Source organism: Gracilibacillus salitolerans, from assembly GCF_009650095.1.
In the GTDB taxonomy this organism is placed as follows: domain Bacteria; phylum Bacillota; class Bacilli; order Bacillales; family Amphibacillaceae; genus Gracilibacillus; species Gracilibacillus salitolerans.
This window is the reverse complement of the sequence record NZ_CP045915.1, coordinates 1285689-1309337: the sequence shown is the minus strand read 5'-3', so window position 1 is coordinate 1309337 and position 23649 is coordinate 1285689. Positions and strand designations below refer to the sequence as shown.

General features: G+C 36.4%; 14 protein-coding genes. 2 read left to right on the top strand and 12 right to left on the bottom strand.

Annotation, left to right across the window (positions count from 1 at the left end):
- Positions 1-55 precede the first annotated feature (55 nt).
- From GI584_RS06220 to GI584_RS06180, 9 genes are all read right to left on the bottom strand, one after another.
- The gene (locus tag GI584_RS06220; RefSeq protein WP_153790645.1) at positions 56-3205 is read right to left on the bottom strand and encodes an alpha-mannosidase; all 3150 of its coding nucleotides are present in this window, start codon (positions 3203-3205) and stop codon (positions 56-58) included.
- 97 nt (positions 3206-3302) lie between these two features.
- Entirely contained in the window at positions 3303-4277 is a 975-nt protein-coding gene (locus tag GI584_RS06215; protein WP_153790644.1) for a Gfo/Idh/MocA family protein, read from the bottom strand.
- Positions 4278-4379: 102 nt separating this feature from the next.
- Entirely contained in the window at positions 4380-5156 is a 777-nt protein-coding gene (locus tag GI584_RS06210; RefSeq protein ID WP_153790643.1) for a sugar phosphate isomerase/epimerase family protein, read from the bottom strand.
- Positions 5157-5185: 29 nt separating this feature from the next.
- Positions 5186-7642, bottom strand: a complete 2457-nt coding sequence (locus GI584_RS06205) for an alpha-mannosidase (protein ID WP_153790642.1) — start codon at positions 7640-7642, stop codon at positions 5186-5188.
- Between the two features lie 19 nt (positions 7643-7661).
- On the bottom strand, positions 7662-9467 hold the full coding sequence (locus GI584_RS06200) for an MBL fold metallo-hydrolase (RefSeq protein WP_153790641.1): 1806 nt from the start codon (positions 9465-9467) through the stop codon (positions 7662-7664).
- Positions 9455-10819 (bottom strand): protein O-GlcNAcase, encoded by a 1365-nt coding sequence (locus tag GI584_RS06195; protein ID WP_194842135.1) that lies wholly within the window; start codon positions 10817-10819, stop codon positions 9455-9457. The genes GI584_RS06200 and GI584_RS06195 overlap by 13 nt, the downstream gene beginning before the upstream one ends.
- A 220-nt stretch (positions 10820-11039) precedes the next feature.
- Positions 11040-11906, bottom strand: a complete 867-nt coding sequence (locus GI584_RS06190) for a carbohydrate ABC transporter permease (protein WP_153790639.1) — start codon at positions 11904-11906, stop codon at positions 11040-11042.
- Between the two features lie 2 nt (positions 11907-11908).
- Positions 11909-12838, bottom strand: coding sequence for a carbohydrate ABC transporter permease (locus GI584_RS06185; RefSeq protein ID WP_153790638.1), 930 nt, complete (start codon positions 12836-12838; stop codon positions 11909-11911).
- Between the two features lie 70 nt (positions 12839-12908).
- Positions 12909-14282, bottom strand: a complete 1374-nt coding sequence (locus GI584_RS06180; RefSeq protein ID WP_153790637.1) for an ABC transporter substrate-binding protein — start codon at positions 14280-14282, stop codon at positions 12909-12911.
- Between the two features lie 311 nt (positions 14283-14593).
- Between GI584_RS06180 and GI584_RS06175 the strand changes: the two genes are divergently transcribed.
- Together GI584_RS06175 and GI584_RS06170 are read left to right on the top strand one after the other, a co-directional pair.
- Positions 14594-15391: a DeoR/GlpR family DNA-binding transcription regulator gene (locus tag GI584_RS06175; RefSeq protein ID WP_153790636.1), complete on the top strand. Its 798-nt coding sequence runs from the start codon at positions 14594-14596 to the stop codon at positions 15389-15391.
- Positions 15392-15410: 19 nt separating this feature from the next.
- Positions 15411-16040, top strand: a complete 630-nt coding sequence (locus GI584_RS06170; RefSeq protein ID WP_153790635.1) for a YesL family protein — start codon at positions 15411-15413, stop codon at positions 16038-16040.
- Between the two features lie 173 nt (positions 16041-16213).
- On the opposite strand, the gene GI584_RS06165 is transcribed toward GI584_RS06170, so the two are convergent.
- From GI584_RS06165 to pelA, 3 genes are all read right to left on the bottom strand, one after another.
- The gene (locus GI584_RS06165; RefSeq protein WP_153790634.1) at positions 16214-16678 is read right to left on the bottom strand and encodes an RDD family protein; all 465 of its coding nucleotides are present in this window, start codon (positions 16676-16678) and stop codon (positions 16214-16216) included.
- A 12-nt stretch (positions 16679-16690) separates the two neighbouring features.
- Positions 16691-17692, bottom strand: coding sequence for a signal peptide peptidase SppA (gene sppA / locus GI584_RS06160; protein WP_153790633.1), 1002 nt, complete (start codon positions 17690-17692; stop codon positions 16691-16693).
- 399 nt (positions 17693-18091) lie between these two features.
- Positions 18092-23323 carry a pectate lyase gene (pelA, locus tag GI584_RS23805; protein ID WP_194842134.1) on the bottom strand — a complete coding sequence of 1744 codons (5232 nt, stop codon included), beginning with the start codon at positions 23321-23323 and terminating at the stop codon, positions 18092-18094.
- Positions 23324-23649 lie beyond the last annotated feature (326 nt).

The following is a 23649-nucleotide window of genomic DNA, read 5'->3' as shown; positions in this document are numbered from 1 at the left end:
GCCTAAATTTTTCATATTCTACAAATATCACATTAGAGTCCAAATGAGACAATATCTAAAACCATACTTTAAATGATTTAATTTCATATGGTGCTATAGAAAAGGATAATTTTTCCTGTTGAATGGACATCTCTTGCTCTTCTTCTTCTAATAGATTACATTCCATTGCTTTTTTAAGTGGTTGCCCAAAGGACAGATTTACATTTTGATACCTATTTTGCTTATACTCATACAAACGAACAATATAAGCATCATCATCTTCTGCTTTCTTCACGGTCTCCATCATGATCCCGTCTGTATCTACTTTTGCAAATTCATATTGAGCTGGTAAGGTACCATTCTGATTTACTTGAATTGATTTTGAGATTAATGGATAATTGAGTTGATAAGCAGCATTTACTATATCTGCTTGTTTCCAATCCCCTTCATGAGGCAATAAACTATACGTAAATACATGCTTACCTCTGTCAGCTGTCTCATCTGGTGCAATGGAAGATTTGATTAACGTTAAACGCAAGACATTATCTTTGATATCATGGCCATATTTACAATCATTCACTAAGCTTACACCGTAATTCCCTTCTGATAAGTCTGCCCATTTGTGTCCGACGGTCTCAAATTTCGCATAATCCCAACTAGTATTCCAATGTGTTGGACGTTCCATATTTCCAAACTGAATGTCATAAGTAGCTTTAGTTGATCGAATATTAACAGGAAACGCAACCTTCAATAAGACCTGCTTCTCTTGCCAATCCACTTCTGTCTCAAAATCAATTCGAGGTGAATCAGCATATAACGTAATGAATTGTGTAATAGTTGATTTGTTGAAGGACCAAGTAACCTTAAGTCGACCTCTTAATGGTCCCTCTTCTACTACTTGAATGTCTTTTACTTCACTAATTTCCTTCATCTTTTCTTGATAATATAGATCGATATCCCATGCATCAAATTTCATCGGCTTATCTTCAAATGCTTGAAGAACATTTGCTTTTCTACTTGATGCAAGAACTTCACGATTAACCCGTTTATCCCATACAGAGGTAAACTGGCCGTTTTCATGTAGGGTAATTTTATAAAATTCATTCTCCAAATAATCCTTTTGAACCTTCAATGTATTGGTTATTATTACTGGTGTCTGTGACTGTTCAAGAGAAAATGTTTTGTAACCTAATCCTGGAATACCAGCGGCATGTACTAAAAGTTTCTTTTCATGCGCTGAACCTACTTTTTGTACAGGTACTACCACTCCCTCTTCATTGAGGATTGTTGTTTTGTCCGTTACTTGATCATTTAGAGTAACCTCTATATAATCATCTCTTTTATGAGCTAGGGAATTAAAAACGACCAAACTATCTTTCTCCACTTTTATCTTATCAACTATCATTTGCTGGGCATTAGATAATACAGATTGACCAATGTCTTGTACTTCCTCATAATCTTCTCTAGCATCTTCATTTACTTGGCGAATAGAAGATCCTGGTAATACATCGTGGAATTGATTTAACAGCATTTTCTCCCAACCTCTATTTAATGTTTCTCGTTGGTAGGAGGCTGTTTTGTTTAATATATCGGCCACCGAATTATATAATTCTGCATCATGATAAATCACTTCCGCTTTTCTATTTGCTCGTTTTAAAGATGCTTGTGATGTATATGTACCGCGATGATATTCTAGATATAGCTCTCCATCCCATACTGGAATAGATTTGCCGTTCACTGTTTCTTTTAGACGTTTAAAGTATGGCTCTGCATGTCCCATTTCCACTTTTGGTATACCTGGAACATTCTTCAATACTCGAGCAGTTTCAATCATTTCTTTCGTTGGTCCGCCACCACCATCCCCCCAACCGAAGGCAGCAATTAACTCTTCATTAATTTCCTTTTGTTGGTATTCATCCCACGTTCCTTTAATACTTTTAGGCTCAATTACACCGTTATATGTATACGGTGGGCCACTTTCATGTTCAGGAGTAGTGATAAAATGTGTTAGCATTTCTGTTCCATCTACTCCCCGCCAGTTAAACGTATCATATGGAAATCGGTTATATTGACTCCAACTCATTTTAGATGTCATAAAATACTCTATACCGCTCTTTTTCATGATTTGTGGTAATGCCCAAGAATAACCAAATACGTCTGGTAGCCAAACCACTTTGGAATCAACATCAAATTCTTCCTTCATAAACCTTTTTCCGAATAGGAGTTGCCTCACTAGCGATTCTCCACTAGGCAAGTTCGTATCTGGCTCTATCCACATACCACCTGTGATCTCCCATTCACCAGATTTTATCCTCTCTTTCACCTCTTGATAAATTTCTGGATAATCTTGCTTTAAAAACTTATACAACTGTGGTGAGGTATGAAGAAAACGATACTCAGGATATTGCCTCATCAAATGCAATACTGTAGCAAAAGTTCTTGATGCTTTTTCTCTTGTATCTTTCAACCTCCATAGCCAAGCCATGTCGATATGGGAATGGCCAATTGTAACAACTTTTGGTTTTATATTGTCTATTTCGAAAAGTTTATCTACTTGTTCCTGAAGAAAAGTATGTGCTATTTTAAGTGAGTCATAATAAGCAGATGAACCCTTTTCTAAAAAATCAATTTTATAAATGGATTGATTAACAGCTTGAAGAATCTTCTCCCGTCTATAATCATTTTCATCTAATTCTTTAACTGTTTTGATTAAAGTATTTGCTAAATAGTAGTATTTCTCAGTTGGAACATCCGATAATGCTAGTTCTGCCACTTTGAATCTTCTAACTTCAGGGACATGAAGCACACCACTCCAGGCCTTCAGTGCAATATGGATTTCACCTGACTGAACCAACTCTTCAGGTAACCATGCTTCCTCATGCCAAATATCAATCGCTTGTAATGGTTTTCCATTCACATATAGCAATGTCTCCGCTGTAGAACCACCACCATCACGAGGACCTACTAAAAACCTTAAAACCACTCGTTGGTCTTTCCACTCAGAAGGTATAGATACAGTTGATCGAAACCATGCTGTTTTATCATAACCTCCCCATGATTCATCTAACTGAAAATCATTCCAATTGGAATCATTAAAGTTAGGATCATGAGCTCCATCACATTCCGATTCCAAATATTTAAATGTGTTAATGCTTTTTCTCTCACGATATATCGTTTGTTGTATCTCTTCCAATTGATTTTGAATTTTTTCGATCGTGAATAACATAAAAATGAATACACCTCTATAAAAAAATTATTATGATCGTTCGTTTCCGTACACTTTACGTTTTTTCAGTTTTTTTTTAAGACTCCTTTTATCTTCTTTATAAAGCTATGATTTTTGCAGATTCTAAAGCGTCAGATACAGCTAGCGCAACTCTTAAAGACTTTACACTATCCGCATAAGTTGATTTAATTAGTTCAGGGCGATTTTCCTTTATAGCTTGAATAAACGCTTCCAATTCTAAATAGTAGAGAACGTCCTCTGATTCAAATGAAACATTTTCTCCATCCATTGTCCCAGTTAATCGACCTTCACCAATATCTAAAGTTAAATGGAACTGATCTGAAATAAATTCAAGTTCGGCTACATGGTCAGAATAAACCCATGAATGCGTATGTGTTTGCAGTATATTATTTTCATATTGCACAAGATAACTAATACTATCTTCTACTGTAAATTCATCTGTTTTTGGCTTAACTAAATTTCCTTGAAAACCAACCACTTGTTTCACTTCACCTAATATGTATCGTGATAAATCCATAATGTGGATAGCCTGATCAAACACTGGTCCACCAGATCTATGTTTATCAAAAAACCACTTAGGCCAATTTGGTCTTAATGCTAATCCATCTAGCATTGCACTACGTACTTGGCTTACTTGTTTTCCTTCTAGCAATGCTGTACACTGCTCTACAGCTTTCGAATAGCGGTACATAAAACCAACACTATTCATCACCTTGTTTTTTTCTAATATATCCATTACTTTATTAGCCATTTCTATTGTTTTAGCAGGTGGTTTTTCGATGAAACAATGGATTCCTCTTTCTGCTGCAGCTCGAACAAGTGGTACTCTTACAGTTGGGGGAGTACAAATGATAATACCCTCTGGATGTGTCTCATCGAGCATTTTTTCATAGTCCGAATAGGCAGCAACATTAAATTTATTTGCTGCTTTGTTTAGCATTTCCTCATTTAAATCACAAATCCCAACCACATCAGCATCATCAATTCGAGTTAAAAAATTTAATAATCCTTGTCCTTGCCACCCAGTGCCTATTAGCGCCATACGTACCATGCAAATAAACAACCTTTCTATTTCATTATTTTCTTCGCTATTGAAAGTGAGTAATAAGGATACACCTTCGCTTACTCCACTCTTCCCCTTAATCTTTTATCGCTATTCATTCAGCCACTCTAAAGCTTTTCTACAATCCTCAGTAGGATCATGATCACCTGCTTCATGTTCAATCGCGAGTGGACCATCATATTCGATTTCCTTTAATACATCTACACAAGTTTGAATGGGTACAATGCCTTCACCTAACGCAATAGTATGATGGCTTCCAGGTTCTTGTACATCTTTTAAGTGGACATGAATTAGAACATCCTGTAATTGGCGGATCGCTTCATCTGCTGGAAACCCTTGTGTACCAAACCAACCGGTGTCCACTGCTGCACCTAGCATATCGCTGTATTCACCAATGATCTCTCTAATGATATCTGGATGTTTTTCGGGATGATTCTCAACAGCTACTTTCATATCAAATTCCTTGCACATCTCATATACTAATGGAGCTGATTCTTTAGAAATCCCACTCGTAATCATGTTAATTCCTAACATGCTTGCTGTTTCAAAACACATTCTTGTCCAATGTGGAGCTTCTATTGGGTCACCTAAAGAACAAGAATAACTAATCGGTGATAACTGATATTTTTTCCAGATATGTTGCAATTCTTCAGCCTTATATTTCGTCATGAATTTTGGAAAAGCATGTCCCATCCAAACTTCAATATATCGAAAGCCAGCTTCAGATATATCGGAACAAATTCGATCAAATTCTTGTAAGCTAAAATTTTCAATTACCAGTCGTTCTGCCTCTCCCCATTGGTCTGTAGTTGTTTGATAATTTGTCGCTCTAGCAAAATAATTTGCCATTTGAAAAGCGATCTTCATATTAGCACCTCATTAAATTTCAAATATTATTATTTGGCATCGTCGTCCCATTCCAGCATATTATTTTCAACAATGGATTGACCTTTATCCTTTGGAATTCGAAATGTCTTAATTTCTGAAGGTTTAAACGATGCCGTAATCGTTCTATTCCATTTTGGTAAAGTGATCGTTGCTTCCGTTGCATCATTTGTTGTTTCATAGACGCGAAGAATTAAATCATCATTATCTTCTGCTTGCTTTACAACACTTACAATCACATTATCTTGATCAACCTCTAAGAAAGAATCGCTCTGAGGTAAATCTCCATCATGATATGTTTCTATAATGCTTACAGGTTGCTGATTTAGTTCGGAAGCCTTCTTCACAGTATCTGCTGCTTCCCAATTCCCTTGATGCGGTAACAAGGAATAGGTAAACTTTTGAATACCCTGATCGATAAATGTATAGTGTTCATTCTCATTCGGTTGTTTCGGATCATGGTGTGCATAAATTGGGCTTCGGAGCACGGTCATACTCATCACTTTATTAAGGATATCGAAGCTGTATTTACTGTCATTTAATAAACTAAGACCATACATTTTACCTGTTTTCTCATGTGTACCAGATACATCAACCCAGTTTTGACCTGGCTCTTCTTCTCCATTACACTCTCTAACAATCGTTCCATACGGAATTTCATACGTATTTTTTCTAAATATTAGATTTACAGGGAATTGTAGTTTTAATGTTTTAAACTGTTCTTGCCAATTCAATGTGACATGTACGTCTATTTGTTCTTGTGTTTTATACATGGTAAAGTCTTGTGTCATTGTTGATTTTCCATATTCACTCACCACTCGAATCACACTTTTTACAGGGCCATGTTCAACCCTTTTTACCGATTTCGCCTTAAATTGTCCAATTTCCTCGTCATAGCGCAACACATTATGTGACCATGTATCACTATGATCTTCCATCACAACTGGCCAACTAGCAGGGCCAGATAATAATTCTACATTGCCTGTTTTGTTAAATAGACTTTCGACAAAACCTGTTTCAGGATTAATTTCAACACGATATTTATCATTTTCTAACACATGATCATTTGCTTTAATCGTTTGTTTTTGATCATCAGATAATTTAGATTTTTCGTTTTTTAATATTTTGTAAACTCGATAACCCAATGGAGGTAAATCAGCAATAAAGCTTACACGGTAGCGACCATTTGAAGTAGCATGTGATTGCACTAGTTGCATTGGAATATGATTACCTTGATCATCCACTAATATATCAGAATCTCTCATGCCACCAACTTCAATTTCCACGTTAATTTCGCTTCTCCATGCATGTGGATTAAACACAACAATAGGCTTCATTCCTTCTTCTTCCTCAATATTAATTCGCCAAGAAAGAGACTGAATCGCATAGTTCAAACTTCTCTCACCGATCGACATCGCTTCCCCATGCATATTTCTAGCGTCATTATATGCTTCTTCTAATGAGGTTCCAGCTAAAATGTCGTGGAATTGATTAAATAAGACATTTTTCCAAGCAGTATATAATTCTTCTGAACGATACGGTTGACCAGTTATCCAGTTTGTTAATGATGAAAATTTCTCCGCTTTTATTAACATATTTTCTGCTTCTCTATTCCATTTTTTGATACCTGAGTGAACAGAATAACAACCACTTGCATGGTGTTGTAGGTCATCATGTACAACTGGGAATGGTAAATCTTTTACCTTTATCTTTTCGAAAAATTCATTCGGTGTACTAAACTTTAATGTTGGAAAATTTTCATCAGCATTTAGACGCGCTATGCTTTCAATATTTTCTTTAGTTGGTCCACCACCATGATTCCCTACTCCATAAAAGCACATTAAATCATTAAATGGTGCTTTTAATTCACCAGCTGTTCTAGTTACGTGCTTTTCTAAATCTTTACCCCATGTGCAATATTCAAATGGGATACGAAATGCTAGAACTCTTGAACCATCATCCGACTCCCACCAAAACACACGACCTGGTAGTCCTTTTTCTTGCGGATTCGGCCTCATCATTACATAATTATCCATTCCACTTTTTTTCAAAATTTGTGGGAGCATGCCGTTATGTCCAAAGCTATCAACGTTATAACCAACCTTTGCTGTAACACCGAACTTTTCTTGGAAATAACGCTGCCCATATAGACCTTGTCTAACGAATGATTCACCAGACGGAATATTACAATCTGGTTGAATCCACCAACCACCTACAATTTCCCATCTGCCTTCTTTAATTCTTTGTTTAATTTCTTCAAACATTTCTGGTTCGTTATTTTCAATCCACTCATAATTAGCAGCTGAACTGTTGGTAAATACGAAGTCCGGATATTCTTTGATTCTATCTAAAGCTGAGCGAAAAGTTGCTTTCGTTTCCTGGAAACCTTCCTGCCATTGCCATAACCAAACAGGGTCTAAGTGAGCGTTTCCGATCATATATAATGTTTGTTCCTTATTACTACTCATATTTTTCCTCCTAAAACTATTATTCAACTGAAATGAATGCTTCTGCCACTTGTCCATATTGCTTATTTCCTAAGTGAACATTTACTGCAATTCTTGACCTTCTCTGTGGTTTCAAACCCTGACATTGAATTTTTATCCTCTTTTTGCATGTTTGTTTTGATTCTAACTCTATTGTCTGTTCTTCGATAACCTTTTTCCATTCCCTCGGTAAAACTAGAGAATAGGTTATCAACTCTTTTTCTTCTGTTGGGTTATATAATTCTACTTCCAACTCGACAAATTCTGAATCCTTTGCAACAAATGTTTGATATGGATAAATTTCAGCTATGCTTCTGGATACGCCTAACTCTTGACGATTAGAGGGTAATATACTCTGGTGAAGCTCTTCTAATTCATCCCCTAATTTCAAGATCTTTTCCAAATAAGTTTTCGTTACGTCAACTGGTTCCCAATGCCCTGACAGTAATAAATCTGGCTTATTTTCTTGGATTAATTGAGCTGAATCTATATAATCCCATGAGCGAAATCCGTTTTGATACACATAATTAGACAATGGTTTCCCTTGAGAGTCTTGATATTGATCACCAATTGCAAATATTTTTTTATCATCCACTTCAAACAAGATGGCTACCGCAAATAACGTGTGGCCTGATTGTTCAAATAGAGTAAATTCATATTCCTCCCATTGAAATGTTTTCTCTAACGGTAACGAACGATCAACCGGGATATTGTCATACCATAAACAAGGTAAATCATATTTTTTCGGATGTTCTAAAATGTCGGCAAAATTCTCAGGACACCATACTTGTGTGCCTTCGATTTCATTAAGTAGATTAATTCCAGCAACATGGTCATCATGAAAATGAGTCGGCAATACTACATCAATTTGTTCTACATCATAATCTTGTTTCAACTTTTCAATATTATATAGCCAAGGTCTTCTTGAAGCACGATCTGAGCCCAAACCGATACCAGCTGTAAAGTCATAACCATAGTCAATAATTAACGCCTTTTTACTTTCAGATAATAAGACATATGAGTTTGACATACTCGTCCGATTCGACAATAAATGTGGTGTAATATTTTCAAAAGGTTTGTCTCGTAACTGGAATAGTCTCGGATTTTGATTTCTCACTTGCATTAATTGGCTTAATTTCTCTACTAATTGATCTATCGCTTCAACAGGGTTATCCATAATAGTTCCATGAGAAGGATATAACGCAGATAGATTTCGTTCCCGCAAATCTAGTAAAGATAGGATCGAATAAGGTATACCTTCACCACCGTTATAGGACCATTGTGTTGCTGCTAATGACCACGCTTTGCCAGAACCCGCAATTAAATCACCTGTAAAGGCAAAATTTTGTCCTTGGCATTCGACAATAAACGAAACGGAACCTGTTGTATGACCTGGAGTCGGTAGAACCTCGATGGTAAAGTCTCCTATCTTCAAGGTTCCGTAATCTTGCATTGGTTTAGCAGTTTTGACACTATTCAAAATTGAAAAACGATCCTGTCGCATATTGTAATTATTATCTACTTCTCTTACTTGCCAGTGTGAATCAATAAAAGTAATTAAATCCTGTTCCACATGAGGAACCCAAATGTTTATTCCTTTTCTTTCTACAGCCGGCAACCCTTGAATTTGGTCTCGATGATGATGGGTAACAAGGATATCTGTTACTTTCTCTACGCCAATTGCAGGTAATTCATCTAATACAGAACCTGAACCGAAATCAATCAATATAGCCGAATCATCATTTTTCAAAATGTAAACATGACAACTGTCCTCATAACTATATAAATAGTCCGTTATTTTCTGCATAACATTCTCCTCATTTGCTGGTTAGCATAATCAATTAATACTTGTAAGGAACCGTCTGTCATTTCTTTAGGATGTTTTTCTACTTCTGAGGATGATTCTATAAACCATTGTTTCGCTTCTTCGATACCTTCGTTCTTCTCTAAAGCTTCTAATAACCATATCGCTCTTCTGCCAGCCCAAGCCCAACTTTCCATCAATTCAATCCAGGGTAATAAATCATTTCTTAGCGCTTCATTTTCCATTCGAAATTTTAAATGATATCCCGTTTCGTCTAAATGGTTTAAATACTCTATTAAATCTTGCGTAGCTTTCGTACCAGTGATAGGAGCTTGTTGAGTAAGTAATACCTTTATTTCTTCCATCAATCCTGATAAAGTTTTGGAATTACTCTGTTTTAAACAGGACTGTAGAGCATTCTCTGCAAATGTCTTTAAAAAGGCAGCATGTCTAGTACCTGCTATTTCCTTTAAAGCATCGTTCCACTCTTTCCAAGGTTCATAGGAATGAGGATCCTTTAAATAAGCTTTAAATGTAAGTAATGGAACTTTAGAAGCTTCCGCTTGGTTCATTGTATTAACTAAAAAGCCTTTTGTAGTTTCATATAAGTTCGGATCTCTCCCCGTAATAGGTCCTAAGTGCATTTCTGAAGTCATCGCTAAATCATTAACCGGATAATTCTCCCAAATAATAGGTGATCTACGAATGGCTTCTCCAAATTCTTTTGTATCTTGATTCGTTATTTGTGCCGTTGTAATATCTGCCCCTGTATAACAAACATCTATATTCGGGTCTAACAACTCACCTAATTCATGTATGTAATCACTAAATGGTGCTTGACCATGGTAATCGGTTGGACACATAAATAATGTGCAGCTTTCATTTAATTCTTTTAACCAATGATAGAGATGGTTGCATAAAAAGGATTGTGCTTCTGCAAAACTATTGAATTTTTCTTGTTCTTCCACTGTTCGAAAATTGGGAGCAATATCATCAAGCATAATCGCAAAGCTCCTCACACCTATATCATAAAAAGCCTTAAACTTCTCTTTAATGATCGTGACCTCATCATCAGAGGCATAATTAATGGAAACTCCTGATCCAATGGAATAACAAAAATCAATATCTAGCTTCTTTGCTAATTGAATTGTCCGACCAAACTGTTTCATAATATAATCAGGATAAGGCTCTCTCCACCGTGCACGATGTTGTCGGTCATTTTTTGGACCATATATGTAAAAGTTAAAGTCATGTTTATACATAAAATGAATTAAATCATTCCGCTCACTCTCTGTATAGAAGGCACCATAGAAGCCCTCCAACACACCTCTTTTCTCAAAAAATGGAGCTGACAAATCTAGTACTCCTTTCCCACATCTTGGATTGTATTCATAGAAAATGAATAATCAAACATATTTGTATATAGTAAAGTGCTCATGACCGAAGAATGTTTATGGATAATCAGGTAAGGGGCTAACAATATATCGATTGAAATCATTATCTTATTTCTTATTTAGCCATGAGACACTTTTACCAGCAATAATTATCATGCACCTTCGATTTACTTTTAAGCAATTACCCTTTAGATCCCGCTGTTAAATTCATACCTTCAATAAAGTAACGTTGGAAAATAAAGAATAATATAATTACAGGCAATAAAACCATTAACGAACCAGCCATTAAGTAGTTCCATTGTGTGGATACTTGACCTTTAAATACTTGCAAACCAATTTGTAACGTATAAAGGGACTCATCATTTAAATATAACAATGGACCAATAAAGTCATTCCATGCACCGTTGAATGTAAAGATTGCAACCGTTGCAATAGCTGGTTTAGATAACGGCAAAATAATTCGTGCCCAAATATAAAGATGAGAAGCGCCATCTATTTTTGCCGCTTCCATTAATTCATTTGGTATCGTTCTAAAAAATTGTCTTAATAAGAAAACAAAGAAAGCACCACCAAAAAATTGCGGAATGATTAATGGTAGATAGGTATTCAGCCAACCTAATTTAGCAAACATGACATAATGCGGGATCATTGTAACGAAAGCCGGTAACATCATTGTCGCTAATAGAATCGCAAATAAAACTTCTCTTCCTTTAAATCTGATCTTTGCAAATCCATAGGCAATAAAAGAGTTGGATAGTGTATTGGCAAATACCGCAAATCCTGTTAAAAACAAAGTGTTAAAGGTATAACGTATAAATGGTGCTGCCTCCAAAGTGTCAGCATAGTTACTCCAATTCCATTCGTTCGGCCAAAATGTAGGTGGATAGGTCATGATTTCCTGCATGTTCTTAACGGACGTTGCGAACATCCACCAAATCGGTGACAGTAGCAATATACTTCCTAATAACAAGAGAATGAGAATAATACTATTAGAAATTCTCTTTTGAACTTTTACACTTTCATAGTAATTTTTATTAAAAATACCCATACTTATTTACCTCCTTCATAATGTACCCATCTTGGGGCTAATTTTAAATTTATGAAGGTTAGGATAAAGATTATCACAAACAACACCCATGACATCCCCATCGCATATCCCATGTCGAACACTTCAAACGCTTTATTCCACATGTGTAGGTTAAAGAATACTAATGAGTTAGCAGGACCACCATCACCACTTTCAGTCATTACATAAGCTTCTTGGAATACTTGGAATCCACCTATAGTACTTGTAACAACATCAAAAAAGATAATCGGTGTAATCATCGGAAGGGTAATATGCCAGAATCTTCTAAACGGATTAGCTCCGTCCATCTCTGCTGCCTCATATAATGATTGTGGAACACCTTGCATGCTTGCTAAGTAAAGCAACATGCTGCCTCCTACTTTCCATAAACTCATAAAAATAATGGCAGGTTTAGTCCAATTCGGATCAAATAACCATGCAGGACCTTGAATGCCAACCCATGATAGGATGGTATTAATTAAACCTGTATTAGGACTTAATAACTGCATCCATAATAAATATACACCTACACCAGATAGAACAGCTGGCAAGTAATAAATCGTTCGAAATATTCGCATACCGGGAACTTTTTGATTCATCAATACGGATATCAACACAGCACCAATAGTAGTTAACGGTACAGAGAAAGCTACAAAATATAGTGTATTTCCTAATGAAATCCAAAATAAACTATCATTTGTAAACATTCTTATGTAGTTGTCTAGTCCAATAAAATCCATTCTTGAAGTAATATTATAGTTTGTAAAACTCGCAAACAATGAAAATAGTAATGGTCCAGCCATAAATGTTACCAAGCCAAACAACCAAGGAGAGATAAAGATGTAACCTTGCAAACCTTCTTTTTGTTCCAAGGTTAATACTCTCTTTTTAGGAAGCATTTTCTTTTTGTCCATTTTGGTTATCCCCCTTTATGAAATGAAGTTAATCAAGGAATGAAAAATCATTCCTTGATTAATAAAAGAATTATTCTGTACTTTCAGCTAAATCTTTCACTGCTTCTTGCGCATTTTGCAATGCTTCTTCAGCTGATTGTTCACCTAGTCTAAATTTTTCTAATTCAGGATCTACCAATGACATCATATCTGGTGCTTCAACTGGAAACGGTGTCAAAATTGTATGTTCCATATTATCTACTGCTAATTGATACACTTCTTGGCCTTTTTCCGTTAGTTCATCACTTTGAGCTGCTGCTTCAGCACCTGCAATGTTTGCAACATTATCAAAGTTCATAACTGCCCAATATTCTTGCGCCTCTGGCCCAGTTAAGTATTTTATGAATTCAACAGATGCTTCTGGATCTTTTGCACCATAAGGTACTTCAGCAACAAATCCACCACCCCAAGTGGTATGACCATTTCCTTCTTCCATTTCAGGAGTCGGTGCTACGCCAAAGTCTACATCTTGCCCATAGTCACGCAACTGAGTATATAACCCAGTAGGCGTATGAATCGCCATACCTAACTTTCCTGCAACAAACGGATTTGACTGTTGGTTACCAAAATCTGCTTCAAACCCTTGAATAACATTTAAACCATATCTAGACTCATAATCTCTCACCCAATTTAAGGCTTCAACAGCTTTCTCATTATAAAGAGTAGGCTCTCCTGCTTCGAAATCCCAGAAACCATGGCCTGTAGCGTTCATCATCCAAACATCTTGACCAATTCCATAATTAGGTAAGAAACCAATAGTATTAAAACGATCTCCATTTTTCTCATCTAATTGTTGTGCATATTCTTCAACTTCAGCCCAAGTTGTAGGTGGTTGATCAGGATCAAGACCTGCTTCTTCAAACATATCTTTATTCCAGTATAAAATTCTCGTATCTGTATTGAATGGTAAGGCATATACTTCATCTTCATATACACCGGCATTCCATAATTCCGGATAATATTCTGATTCCATTCCATCATCTAAGTATTGCGTTATATTTTCTACTTGGTTGTTTACTGCTCTTTGTTTTACTGAGTTAATATCATTTATAATTACATCTGGTGGATCTCCCGCAGCAACAGCAGCTAAATTTTTCGTCCAGATATCTCCCCATGGTAAGTGAGTATGTTTCACATGAATTTCATCTTGGGAATTGTTGAAATCTTCAATGATTTTTTCAATAATTGGTTTTCTAGTTTCAGATCCCCAAAAAGTCCAAAAATCTAATTCAACAACTTCACCAGAGTCGGCTTCTTCCCCTCCATCATCACTTCCTGTTTCTTCATTACCACTGTCTTCACCAGTATCAGTTCCTCCCGCTTCTTCTCCAGAATCACCAGAACATGCTACTAGAAACATCGCTAGTAGCAACAGAAAGACTAAAAGTACTTTTTTTAAATTCATTACTTAACCCCCTGTTACTATTTTCCACAAGTAACCCGTTTATGTGGTTTTCCGTGGTTTATAATGTTATTATGTGTGAAAGCGATTACTTTGTCAACTTTTTTCTTGAATTTTTAGAATTATTAATAATTTTTTGACGTTTTATATGTTTTTAACAACATAATCATGCATGTTTCACATGTGTTGAGAAGTGGAGTATTTGTTTCATTGTATTTTTTGAGGTTTTATGTGGCATTATCAGATTTCATATGCTAACATACAATTACAAATGATATAGTGTTTCAATTATTTGTTAGAAATGAGGGATATAAATGCTCGCAATTGAAAGAAGAAATAAAATAAAAAAAATACTTATTGATAAAAAAAGCGTAAAAGTAACAGATCTGGTTAAAGAATTTAGAGTATCAGAGGAAACCATTAGGCGTGATCTCAATCAATTAGAAACAGAAGGTTTTCTAAAAAAGAATTACGGTGGAGCTATTCTAGTAGATGAATTTTTGTCCAGTGCTCCAATTCTTCCTATTCAAAAAAGGAAAGAAAAATTCTTTCATGAAAAACAATTAATTGGTCGCGCTGCGGCAGAACTAATACAAGATAATCAGACAATTATCTTTGATGCCGGATCAACTACTTGGCATGCTGCTAGTGAAGGTACCAACAAGCAAAATTTAAAAGTTATCACCAACGCCATGAATATCGCAGAAGAATGCACAAAAAGTCAAACCGCTTCCATTTATTTACTTGGTGGAAAATTAAGAAGAAATTCACTTAGTACTGTTGGCCCGCAAGCAGAAGAAGAATTAAAAAAGTATAATGCAAATTATGTCTTTCTTGGTACATCTGGAATTTCATTACGACAAGGTATTACTAGTTCGGATTTATATGAAGCAGAAATGAAAAAAGCTATGGTTTTTGCTGGAGAAAAAATAGTAGTTCTGGCTGATCACAGTAAATTTTCGAGTGTGGGATTAACTTCGTTTTGTGATTTCAATGATGTAGATATTATTATCACAAGTGATTTAGTACCTACACACAATCTAGAAGAGATTCGATACAAAGGTGTCGAAGTAATTGTAGTAAGTGTAGCAGAAGAAAACATCCCATCCTAAAAAGAAAGGACTTTGACCTATGGATACTAAGTTATATTCCATTATGGAGTGGCTTTTTCGATTAGTCTGTGTAAACTTTCTTTGGTTATTATTTTCAATACCGATTATTACAGCTATTCCTAGTTTTTATGCAATGGTTTCGATAATCGATAAATGGAGAAATGAAACTGATAACTTTTCAACATTTCCTGAATTTGTAACAGAATTCAAGAAATATTTCTGGAAAAGTTATATTAATGGCTTTTTACATTTGGTCATTATTGGAGTTTTTATCATTGATTTCTTTATTTTGAGGAGTACAGGAAATGAAAATTTAGTAGTAGTTAGTTATGCATTATTAACCTTAGCAATTTTATTTTTAACGATAACTTTTTATGCCATACCTTTATCAATAAAATTCCAATTGAAGTATTATAAGATACTTATTCTTTCTATCATTATAATTATGAAACAACCAATTCGTTCGATTATATCAATTACTATACCAATATTCTCCATAGCTTTATTATTAATTCAAACAGGATTCGGTATTATATTTTTGGGGAGTTTAACTGCTTTTTTCATGGTTATTTCCACAAATGTTGGACTAAAAAAATTATACGGTAATCAAATTTCAATAAAAAGCACTGTCGAGCCACAATCCTCGTAGCGACAGTGCTTTTTTATCTCTTTTACCGACCTCTTACTGATGTTATTTAGCCGACCATCAGAAGTTTCCGATACCATTTTTGCTCATTGTATAATTTCACATCATTAAGATTAACGAAATGTTCAAGTCTCATACAAATGACGGTATGTTACTTAAATTTTTGATTTAACACCTTATTCCTCAAACACAACCCGTGTATTTCCAATCATGTCATGAATGCCTTGCTTCTGTGCACCGAATGCGACAAATAGGTACAAAAAGACGGTGATAAAAAACACGCGGTGAATGAACCTTCCGATTATCTCCCGAAAGATTAAATCACTCCAGCTGAGCGATTGACTATCCTCGCGAATGACTCTTAAACCAAAAATCATTTTACCTAATGTCTGGTTATAGAACCTTGTCATCAACAAAAAATAGAGATAAAAAACAATCGAGCTTATAATCCCTGTAACGGTCCAAAATCCGATATCCATAGTGAAACCATCGTTGAAAAATTTAAATGGCACAAGTAAGATGCCGTTGATACTGAAAACAATAATTAAATCAACTAGGTATGCCCAGAATCGCATCCAAAATCCTGCATATCGAAATTTCGTTGATTGCGTAGTAGGATAGTTCATTTGTTCTTCAGTCATTCTGACACCTCCTTATTGTGAATAAAGATACATGGCACGTGGCGCATTATTTTCTCGCAGTAAATCTTTAATACCAATTAAATCAGATTCTGATCCAAACATACTTTGAATAGTACCACCAAACCATTGATTAAAATTAAAGCCAGGCTCGTATTCAATCACTTGAGCATTTGCCAGCTCATGATCTTCCCGCATGATTTCTATCGTATCATCTAACGAACCAAGTTCATCAACGAGGTCAACTTCTTGTGCTTGTGCTCCTGTATATACTCGACCATCCCCTAATTCGCGGACACGGTCCTCGGACATGTCTCTACCATTCACAATGACTTGAACAAACTCAGCATACATATCATCGATCATGGTTTGTAATATCTCTCGTTCATCATCTGTCATTTCACGAGACATCGACATGATATCCTTATATTCACCACTCTTGATCGTATTAAAATCAATACCATATTCATCGGCAAACTCAGCAAAATTAAAACTTTCCATAATGACACCGATCGAACCAGTAAGTGTCGCATTATGTGCAACAATTTTATCAGCTGGGGCAGCAATATAATAACCCCCTGATGCAGCGGTATTGCCCATTGATACATAGATTGGTTTTTCATATTGCTCTTGAATTTCCAGGATCTTATCATGAATTTCTGCACTTTCCACGACACCACCACCTGGTGTATTCACACGTAAGATAATGCCATCCACACGATTATCTTCACCAGCTTTGTCGAGCATATCTAAAAAGCGTTCATGGTTATAGGAATTGGTATTAATTAACGTGCTTGGCGTCGTGTCTTGAATAACTCCATCTAAGTGAAGCACCGCAATTTTATTGGTGCCTGAGCCCTTCTCAATCACCTTTTCACCGAAGTTATCGTCCGGATCTTGGAAATTAAGCATGTTTTCAAAATCAGCAGTTGCCATGCTTGAGAAAAACTGAAAGCCTATTGAAGCCAAAAATAGCCCCGCAGCAACACCCAAAGCAATCCAGCGTTTTTGGTTCATATGTATTTCCTCCTTTTTTTAAAATTAAATTTCAAATTAACACTATTTTCTTGTATTAATATGTTTACGGATGTTATTTCATAAAAGTTTCACGAATGAACTAATAGTCAATGTTATTTACCATTAAATATGTTATTTTAAAGTTCATTGATTATACATTGAATACACAAAAAGTATACTTGAATTCGTTAATTGATCCAATTAATTCCTTTTAAATTTTACCATAACGGTTGCTCATTCACTAATTATTTCATTAACTCTTTCGTCAAAATGCCATCGTAATACTATCATTCTAGTTCACCCTTCCGCGTTTTGCTGATAAATATAGCCTTAGCCCGCTATGGGCTAAGGCTATTCATGAGCTAGATAAAAAATTACCCGGGCAATAAATCTTTGTCCTTATTTTGACGAATTAGCAGCTTCAACTCTGTGCAAGCTTCCTTTTTCCAATGTTTCACCTACAGCATTTTGCGAGTTTTCACCAACTACTTTTACATAGACTCGGTTTTCGTAATATCCTGTTGAATTCGCTATGTCTAGTAATTTTTGCGGCCAATCTCCTGCCCAGCGGTAACCATCTCTTCGTTCTTGCTCAATTTCTTGAATCGTATGCTTGATAACACCATCTCTTCCCGAAAAAATGGGTTGATTGGTGCCAATTTCATAGAACCGGTACCAAGTATTGGTTGTTGAATCAGGGTAAAAATATTGACCTTCTGGATCAGCTGATACGTATTTTACCCCTTCAACTTTGGCCTCTTCAAACCAGGTTAAGGCACCATCAATTGCGGCCTGAACTTCATCTGAAGGATTAGGCAATGACATGAGATACTGCACGATTCCTACTGACTCTGAACCTGAAATAGATGGATGTTCATATGAACGAGCTTCCTTCGGTTCGTACGTAACAGGATCATGTTGTGCACACCATGCCGTTAATTCACCGCTTACTGTAATTTGGGAATTTAGAATATAATCTAAACCAAGATTGAGTGACGCGTCTATCTGTTCTGAAAGTTCTTCTGTAACGATATCTGTATTAAATGGATACTTCTTTTGTGACACCATGGTTAATACATTCATAACGCGAATCATCGCATTATCGTTAAACGTCGCATAATCCGAATAGTTGCCTCTTGCAGGGTATACTTGTGGCCAGCCACCAGTATCATATTGAGCTTCAAGTAAATAGTTCATGCCTTTCAAAACAGATTCTTTATAGCGAGTATCACCAGTTTCGTTATACATGAGAGCTAAAAAGAGAATTTCGTTTGTCGTCGCATTATTATCAATAACCCCTAGTTCACCGTGTTCAGGAGTGTACATTTCGGATTTAGGTTCTGTACCATCCCATGGACGATTATATTTATCTTCCATGTTTTTATACCATCCGCCATGGTCCATTTGCCAAGATAATAGTGCATCTGCTTGTTTTATATCATTAGCTCTATCACCGCTATAATAGGGAGCATTTAGAAATGGAATGTTATGTGGATCTACTTTTATTGGTTTATTTATCGTTCCATCCTCATTAAATGACTCCTTCGTTTCTATAACCGCTACTGTTTGTTTTTCTTTGTTAACTCTTGTTGAGATACTTTCTACTGCTACGTTTGGTTGGAGACCAGGGTTAAGATCTGCCCAATCGTTCGTTGCCGACTGCAATTCAATATCACTAGCATCGAAGTGTTCAAGCTTACTATTAAATGTAACTTCCACCGTATTAGAGCTTGTAACTTCACTTTGTAAAATTTGTATTGGACCGTCCGGCACTGAACTCCCTTTTGGAACAAGATTAAACGTTACAGGTTCAGATTCATTTCCAGCACGATCTACAGCCGTAATGATTACTTCATTTAATCCAGGTTCAAGGTTTATCTCTGAGCTAAATGCAAAATCATCCGATAATGTTACTTCCTCACCATTGATCTTTACACTTCCCGCTTCATTAAGCTTGCCTGAAATCGGGAAAGGATTATACATTACATTATAGTGATTCCCTTCTTCCTCTCCTTCAAGATCATCTACCGTTACAACTGGTTTCTCGTGATCGTAATCAACTTTTAAGATAGTAGGTACCGCCTGATTACCATCTGAATCAACTGCCTCTACAGTAAATGTATTTAGTCCTGATTCTAGTTCAACTGTTACGCTGAAACTTAAGTCTTCACCTACCGCTATTTCCTTTTCATTTACATAAACCGTAGCTTCTTTATCTACTTTACCTGAAATAGTAAAGCTTAATTTATTTACAATTGCGTCTTGCTGATCAAGCGAAATCACCGGTGCTGATACTGCTGAAAACGGAATGATCCCCACTCTGGTTGGATCCCAACCATCAGAACCTTTTAACACATTTTGAACAGTGTATTGATTCGCTTCTTCCGGCGTTAATTGCTTTGTCCAAGAATCACGCATTTTTGGATTGGCCCCTGGACCTGTACTATTGTATTCTGAATATCTTGCCGTTTCCTCGTTTGCCTGTTCTCCCCAGTTATCCCAACCATCAGGAGCAATGGAATCATCCATTTCTGTATTGATAAAGGAAACAGCCGCATATGGACGCCAAGGTCTACCAAATCGTACATCTTCTATTCCTTCATCAGAGGTGATTTCAGAATTTAGGAAAACATAGCCAAACGGATTCTCTTGTGGAGTGCTCGCAGCTGTTAACATACTTCCATCACGATTGCTGTGGATTTGGCAATTATCAAAAACCGCTGTCGCGCTACCAAAGATGAAATCAACATCACCTTCAATATAGCAATCTTTATAATACTGACTTCCAGAGTGAGTATATAAAGTATCCTGATAACCTAAAAACATAACGTTCTCAAAATATGCATGATTTCCTGCAACATAAGCAGCTACAGCTTGCCCTGTCCCTTGACCAGAATCATTTTCAATAGTTAAATTTTTTGCAATAAAATCATCAGCATAGATAAACATGCTTGAACTTTGTGAAGTGCCTAATGGATTGCCATCAGGTCCGATTGTGTTGGCATTATCATCATATACAAGGACAGTGCCTTCTTTACTTTCTCCTACAAAACTAAGGTTTGTTTTGCTCTCAGGTACCGTCAGTTTCTCGCGATACTCCCCATCTTTAATGTAGATGACGTGACGTTTAGAACTATTATCTGGTGCGGCATCAATCGCTTCTTGCACCGTTTTAAAGTCTCCACCTTCTTTTGCTACAACTGTCACTTTAGCAGGTGTAACAGCTAATGGTTCAGAATCAAAGCTTTCACCATTCTCATTTACAACGGAAACAACATAATCATAGGTTTCACCATTCGTTACCCCTGCATCTTGATAACTTGTAAGAGGCACTTCCGAAGCAATGACTTCATATTCACCACTTTCAAATGAACCACGCTTAATGTTATAGCTGTCAGCTCCACTAACAGAAGGCCATGTTAAGACTACCTGTCCATCACCAGCAGATGTTTCTAATCCTGTTGGAATCGCAGGTACTCCATTTTCCGGAACAGCTACCGCGCTTACAGGGGCAGAGTTAACACTTTGGGATGCATCGCTCTTAGCAGATACAACATAATAATACCTATCGCCATTTGTTAAGCCTGTATCCGTATATTCCGTTTCCGTTACTGAACTTTCAACCACCTCATAACTCAAGCCCTTTTCTTTACTACGGAGGACCTGGTACGAGTTTGCCCCATCGATTGGTTCCCAACTAATTGTTACCTCTTCATTACCATTATTTGAGGATAAACCAGTTGGAGGTTGTAATGGAGCTACAGGTAAAGCACTTACTTCATCTGAAGGATTACCTTCTCCACCAATGTTTTCCGCTGAGACAACATAATAATAATTCGTGCCATTTTCCAATCCCGTATCACGGAATGTCGTTTTCTCGATATTTTCAGCAATTGTCTCATAAGGACCTTCTTTTGTTGTACTACGTTTTACATTATAGGTTTCTTTAGAAGTGTACTTATCTTCGATGCCAAGCGCCCATTTTACGGAGGCATCAATTAGCTTCCAACCTTCTTCTGTCATCACTTCTTCTTGTCCTGCAAATAAAAACGTTGCTACTTGACGAGCAGGGACCGGATCTCCATTTACATTTTCGGCTCCTTTTTCATAAGCAAAAATGGTTGCTTTGCTATCATCATCTGCTGTGGTAGCAATGGTAATTGCCTCTTCACCAGGTGTACCAAAATTGACATTTCCAGCTTGATTATACACTTTAATCGTATCACTTAATCCTGCAGCTAATGGATGATCGCTATCATCAATAGAAATAGAATCCTGATTCTCATAGCTTCCGAACAATCCAGAATCTGCTTGACTTAAATGAACATCATCCAGTGCATAAGGTTCTGCATATACAACAGGTACTGGTGAATCCATGAACTTTTTGCCAATATAGGCAGACCCTGAGGATTCACCAACAAACACTAAGTCATAGGAAACCGCGTCTTCTCCACTTACTTCATTATCTTTGATAAATGACACGGCGAAACCAAGTGACTCTAAGTGATCGATTGTTTTGTCATCAGCTGGAATACCTGTCCCAACAAATAAAATCTGTTTTCTGTCACCAGCATTCCAACTTAAATCAACCTGACTATTCCTCTCAACAGCTGTCAAATCTGTTGGTGCTGATGGCGGATCAGGAATTTCAATTGGTGTGACACTAACTTGTTCTGAATCTTTACTTTCACCTTCAGCATTCACAGCAGAAATAACATAATAATACGTCGAATAATTCGTTAATCCACTATCGATATAACTGGTTCCTGTTATATCTGTTGCGACAACTTCATAAGGTCCTCCGTCTTCTGTGCTCCGTTTTATCGTATAGGTTTCATTATGATCAATATTCTCCATACCTAACGCCCACATAACGGATTGGTCTAGTAACTTCCAGCCTTCTTCCGTCATATATTCTTCCTGGCCAGCGAATAAAAACGTGGCTACTTGACGAGCAGAGACCGGATCTCCATTTACATTTTCTGCACCTTTTTCATATCCGAAGATCGTTGCTTTACTATCATCATCAGCTGCAGTGGCAATGGTGATTGCCTCTTCACCAGGGGCACCATAATTGATTTTGCCAGCCTTATCGTATACTTTGACGGTACCACTTAATCCAGCAGCTAAAGGATGATTACTTTCTTGGATTTGAAGTGAGTCTTGATCTTCATAGCTTCCAAATGATCCAGAAGTGGATTCAGACAGGTAGACGTCATCAAGTGCAAATGGTTCTGCGTAAACAACAGGAATAGAAGAATTGATAAATTTATCCCCTATATTTGATGAGTTGGATGATTCGCCAACAAATACCAAATCATAGGAATTCGCATCTTCTCCACTTACTTCTTTATCTTCCATGAAAGTGATCGAGAACCCAAGTGATTCAAAATGGTCCATTGTCATTTCATCAGCTAGATTTCCTGTACCAACATACAATATATGTTTCCCTACACCAGGAATCCAACTTAACTCAACCTGCTGACTGTCATGTGGTTCAGCCGTTAATGCTATTGGTTCAGAGGGTAAGTTTTCTGTAGATTCTGCAGCTGTTACTATTGAAAGAACATCATTCTGCATAAATGAGAGCAATAAAATTAAACTTAAAAAAATCTTTAAGACGCTTTTCATTCCTTTCCTCCTCGCTTCTTCCAAAAATTTTTACAAACTTATTATGTATCCTCTTGATGTAAATCGTTACTTCTAATACAGCATTTTTTTTGCCAATATCACCTCCTTAAAGTAAGTAAAAAGAGATTTGGCTCCTACCACAATGGAAACCCTTTCATTTTAAAACATTTGAAAATTTCTACCTAAATAGTGCAAAGACCTGCTGCCTTTTATTCTATCAACCTTCCATATTGGTAGAATTGGTTAATCTCCATTATAGAAAGGTAATTTCCAAAAACATATAATCAATATGTTAGAAATGGGAAAAAAGATATAGCATTCTTTAA

Excerpts from the sequence above, each read along its gene's own strand:
- GI584_RS06220 (WP_153790645.1), bottom strand. The coding sequence starts at position 3,205 with ATGTTATTCACGATCGAAAAAATTCAAAATCAATTGGAAGAGATACAA.
- GI584_RS06215 (WP_153790644.1), bottom strand. The coding sequence starts at position 4,277 with ATGGTACGTATGGCGCTAATAGGCACTGGGTGGCAAGGACAAGGATTA.
- GI584_RS06210 (WP_153790643.1), bottom strand. The coding sequence starts at position 5,156 with ATGAAGATCGCTTTTCAAATGGCAAATTATTTTGCTAGAGCGACAAAT.
- GI584_RS06205 (WP_153790642.1), bottom strand. The coding sequence starts at position 7,642 with ATGAGTAGTAATAAGGAACAAACATTATATATGATCGGAAACGCTCAC.
- GI584_RS06200 (WP_153790641.1), bottom strand. The coding sequence starts at position 9,467 with ATGCAGAAAATAACGGACTATTTATATAGTTATGAGGACAGTTGTCAT.
- GI584_RS06190 (WP_153790639.1), bottom strand. The coding sequence starts at position 11,906 with ATGGGTATTTTTAATAAAAATTACTATGAAAGTGTAAAAGTTCAAAAG.
- GI584_RS06185 (WP_153790638.1), bottom strand. The coding sequence starts at position 12,838 with ATGGACAAAAAGAAAATGCTTCCTAAAAAGAGAGTATTAACCTTGGAA.
- GI584_RS06180 (WP_153790637.1), bottom strand. The coding sequence starts at position 14,282 with ATGAATTTAAAAAAAGTACTTTTAGTCTTTCTGTTGCTACTAGCGATG.
- GI584_RS06175 (WP_153790636.1), top strand. The coding sequence starts at position 14,594 with ATGCTCGCAATTGAAAGAAGAAATAAAATAAAAAAAATACTTATTGAT.
- GI584_RS06170 (WP_153790635.1), top strand. The coding sequence starts at position 15,411 with ATGGATACTAAGTTATATTCCATTATGGAGTGGCTTTTTCGATTAGTC.
- GI584_RS06165 (WP_153790634.1), bottom strand. The coding sequence starts at position 16,678 with ATGACTGAAGAACAAATGAACTATCCTACTACGCAATCAACGAAATTT.
- sppA (WP_153790633.1), bottom strand. The coding sequence starts at position 17,692 with ATGAACCAAAAACGCTGGATTGCTTTGGGTGTTGCTGCGGGGCTATTT.
- pelA (WP_194842134.1), bottom strand. The coding sequence starts at position 23,323 with ATGAAAAGCGTCTTAAAGATTTTTTTAAGTTTAATTTTATTGCTCTCA.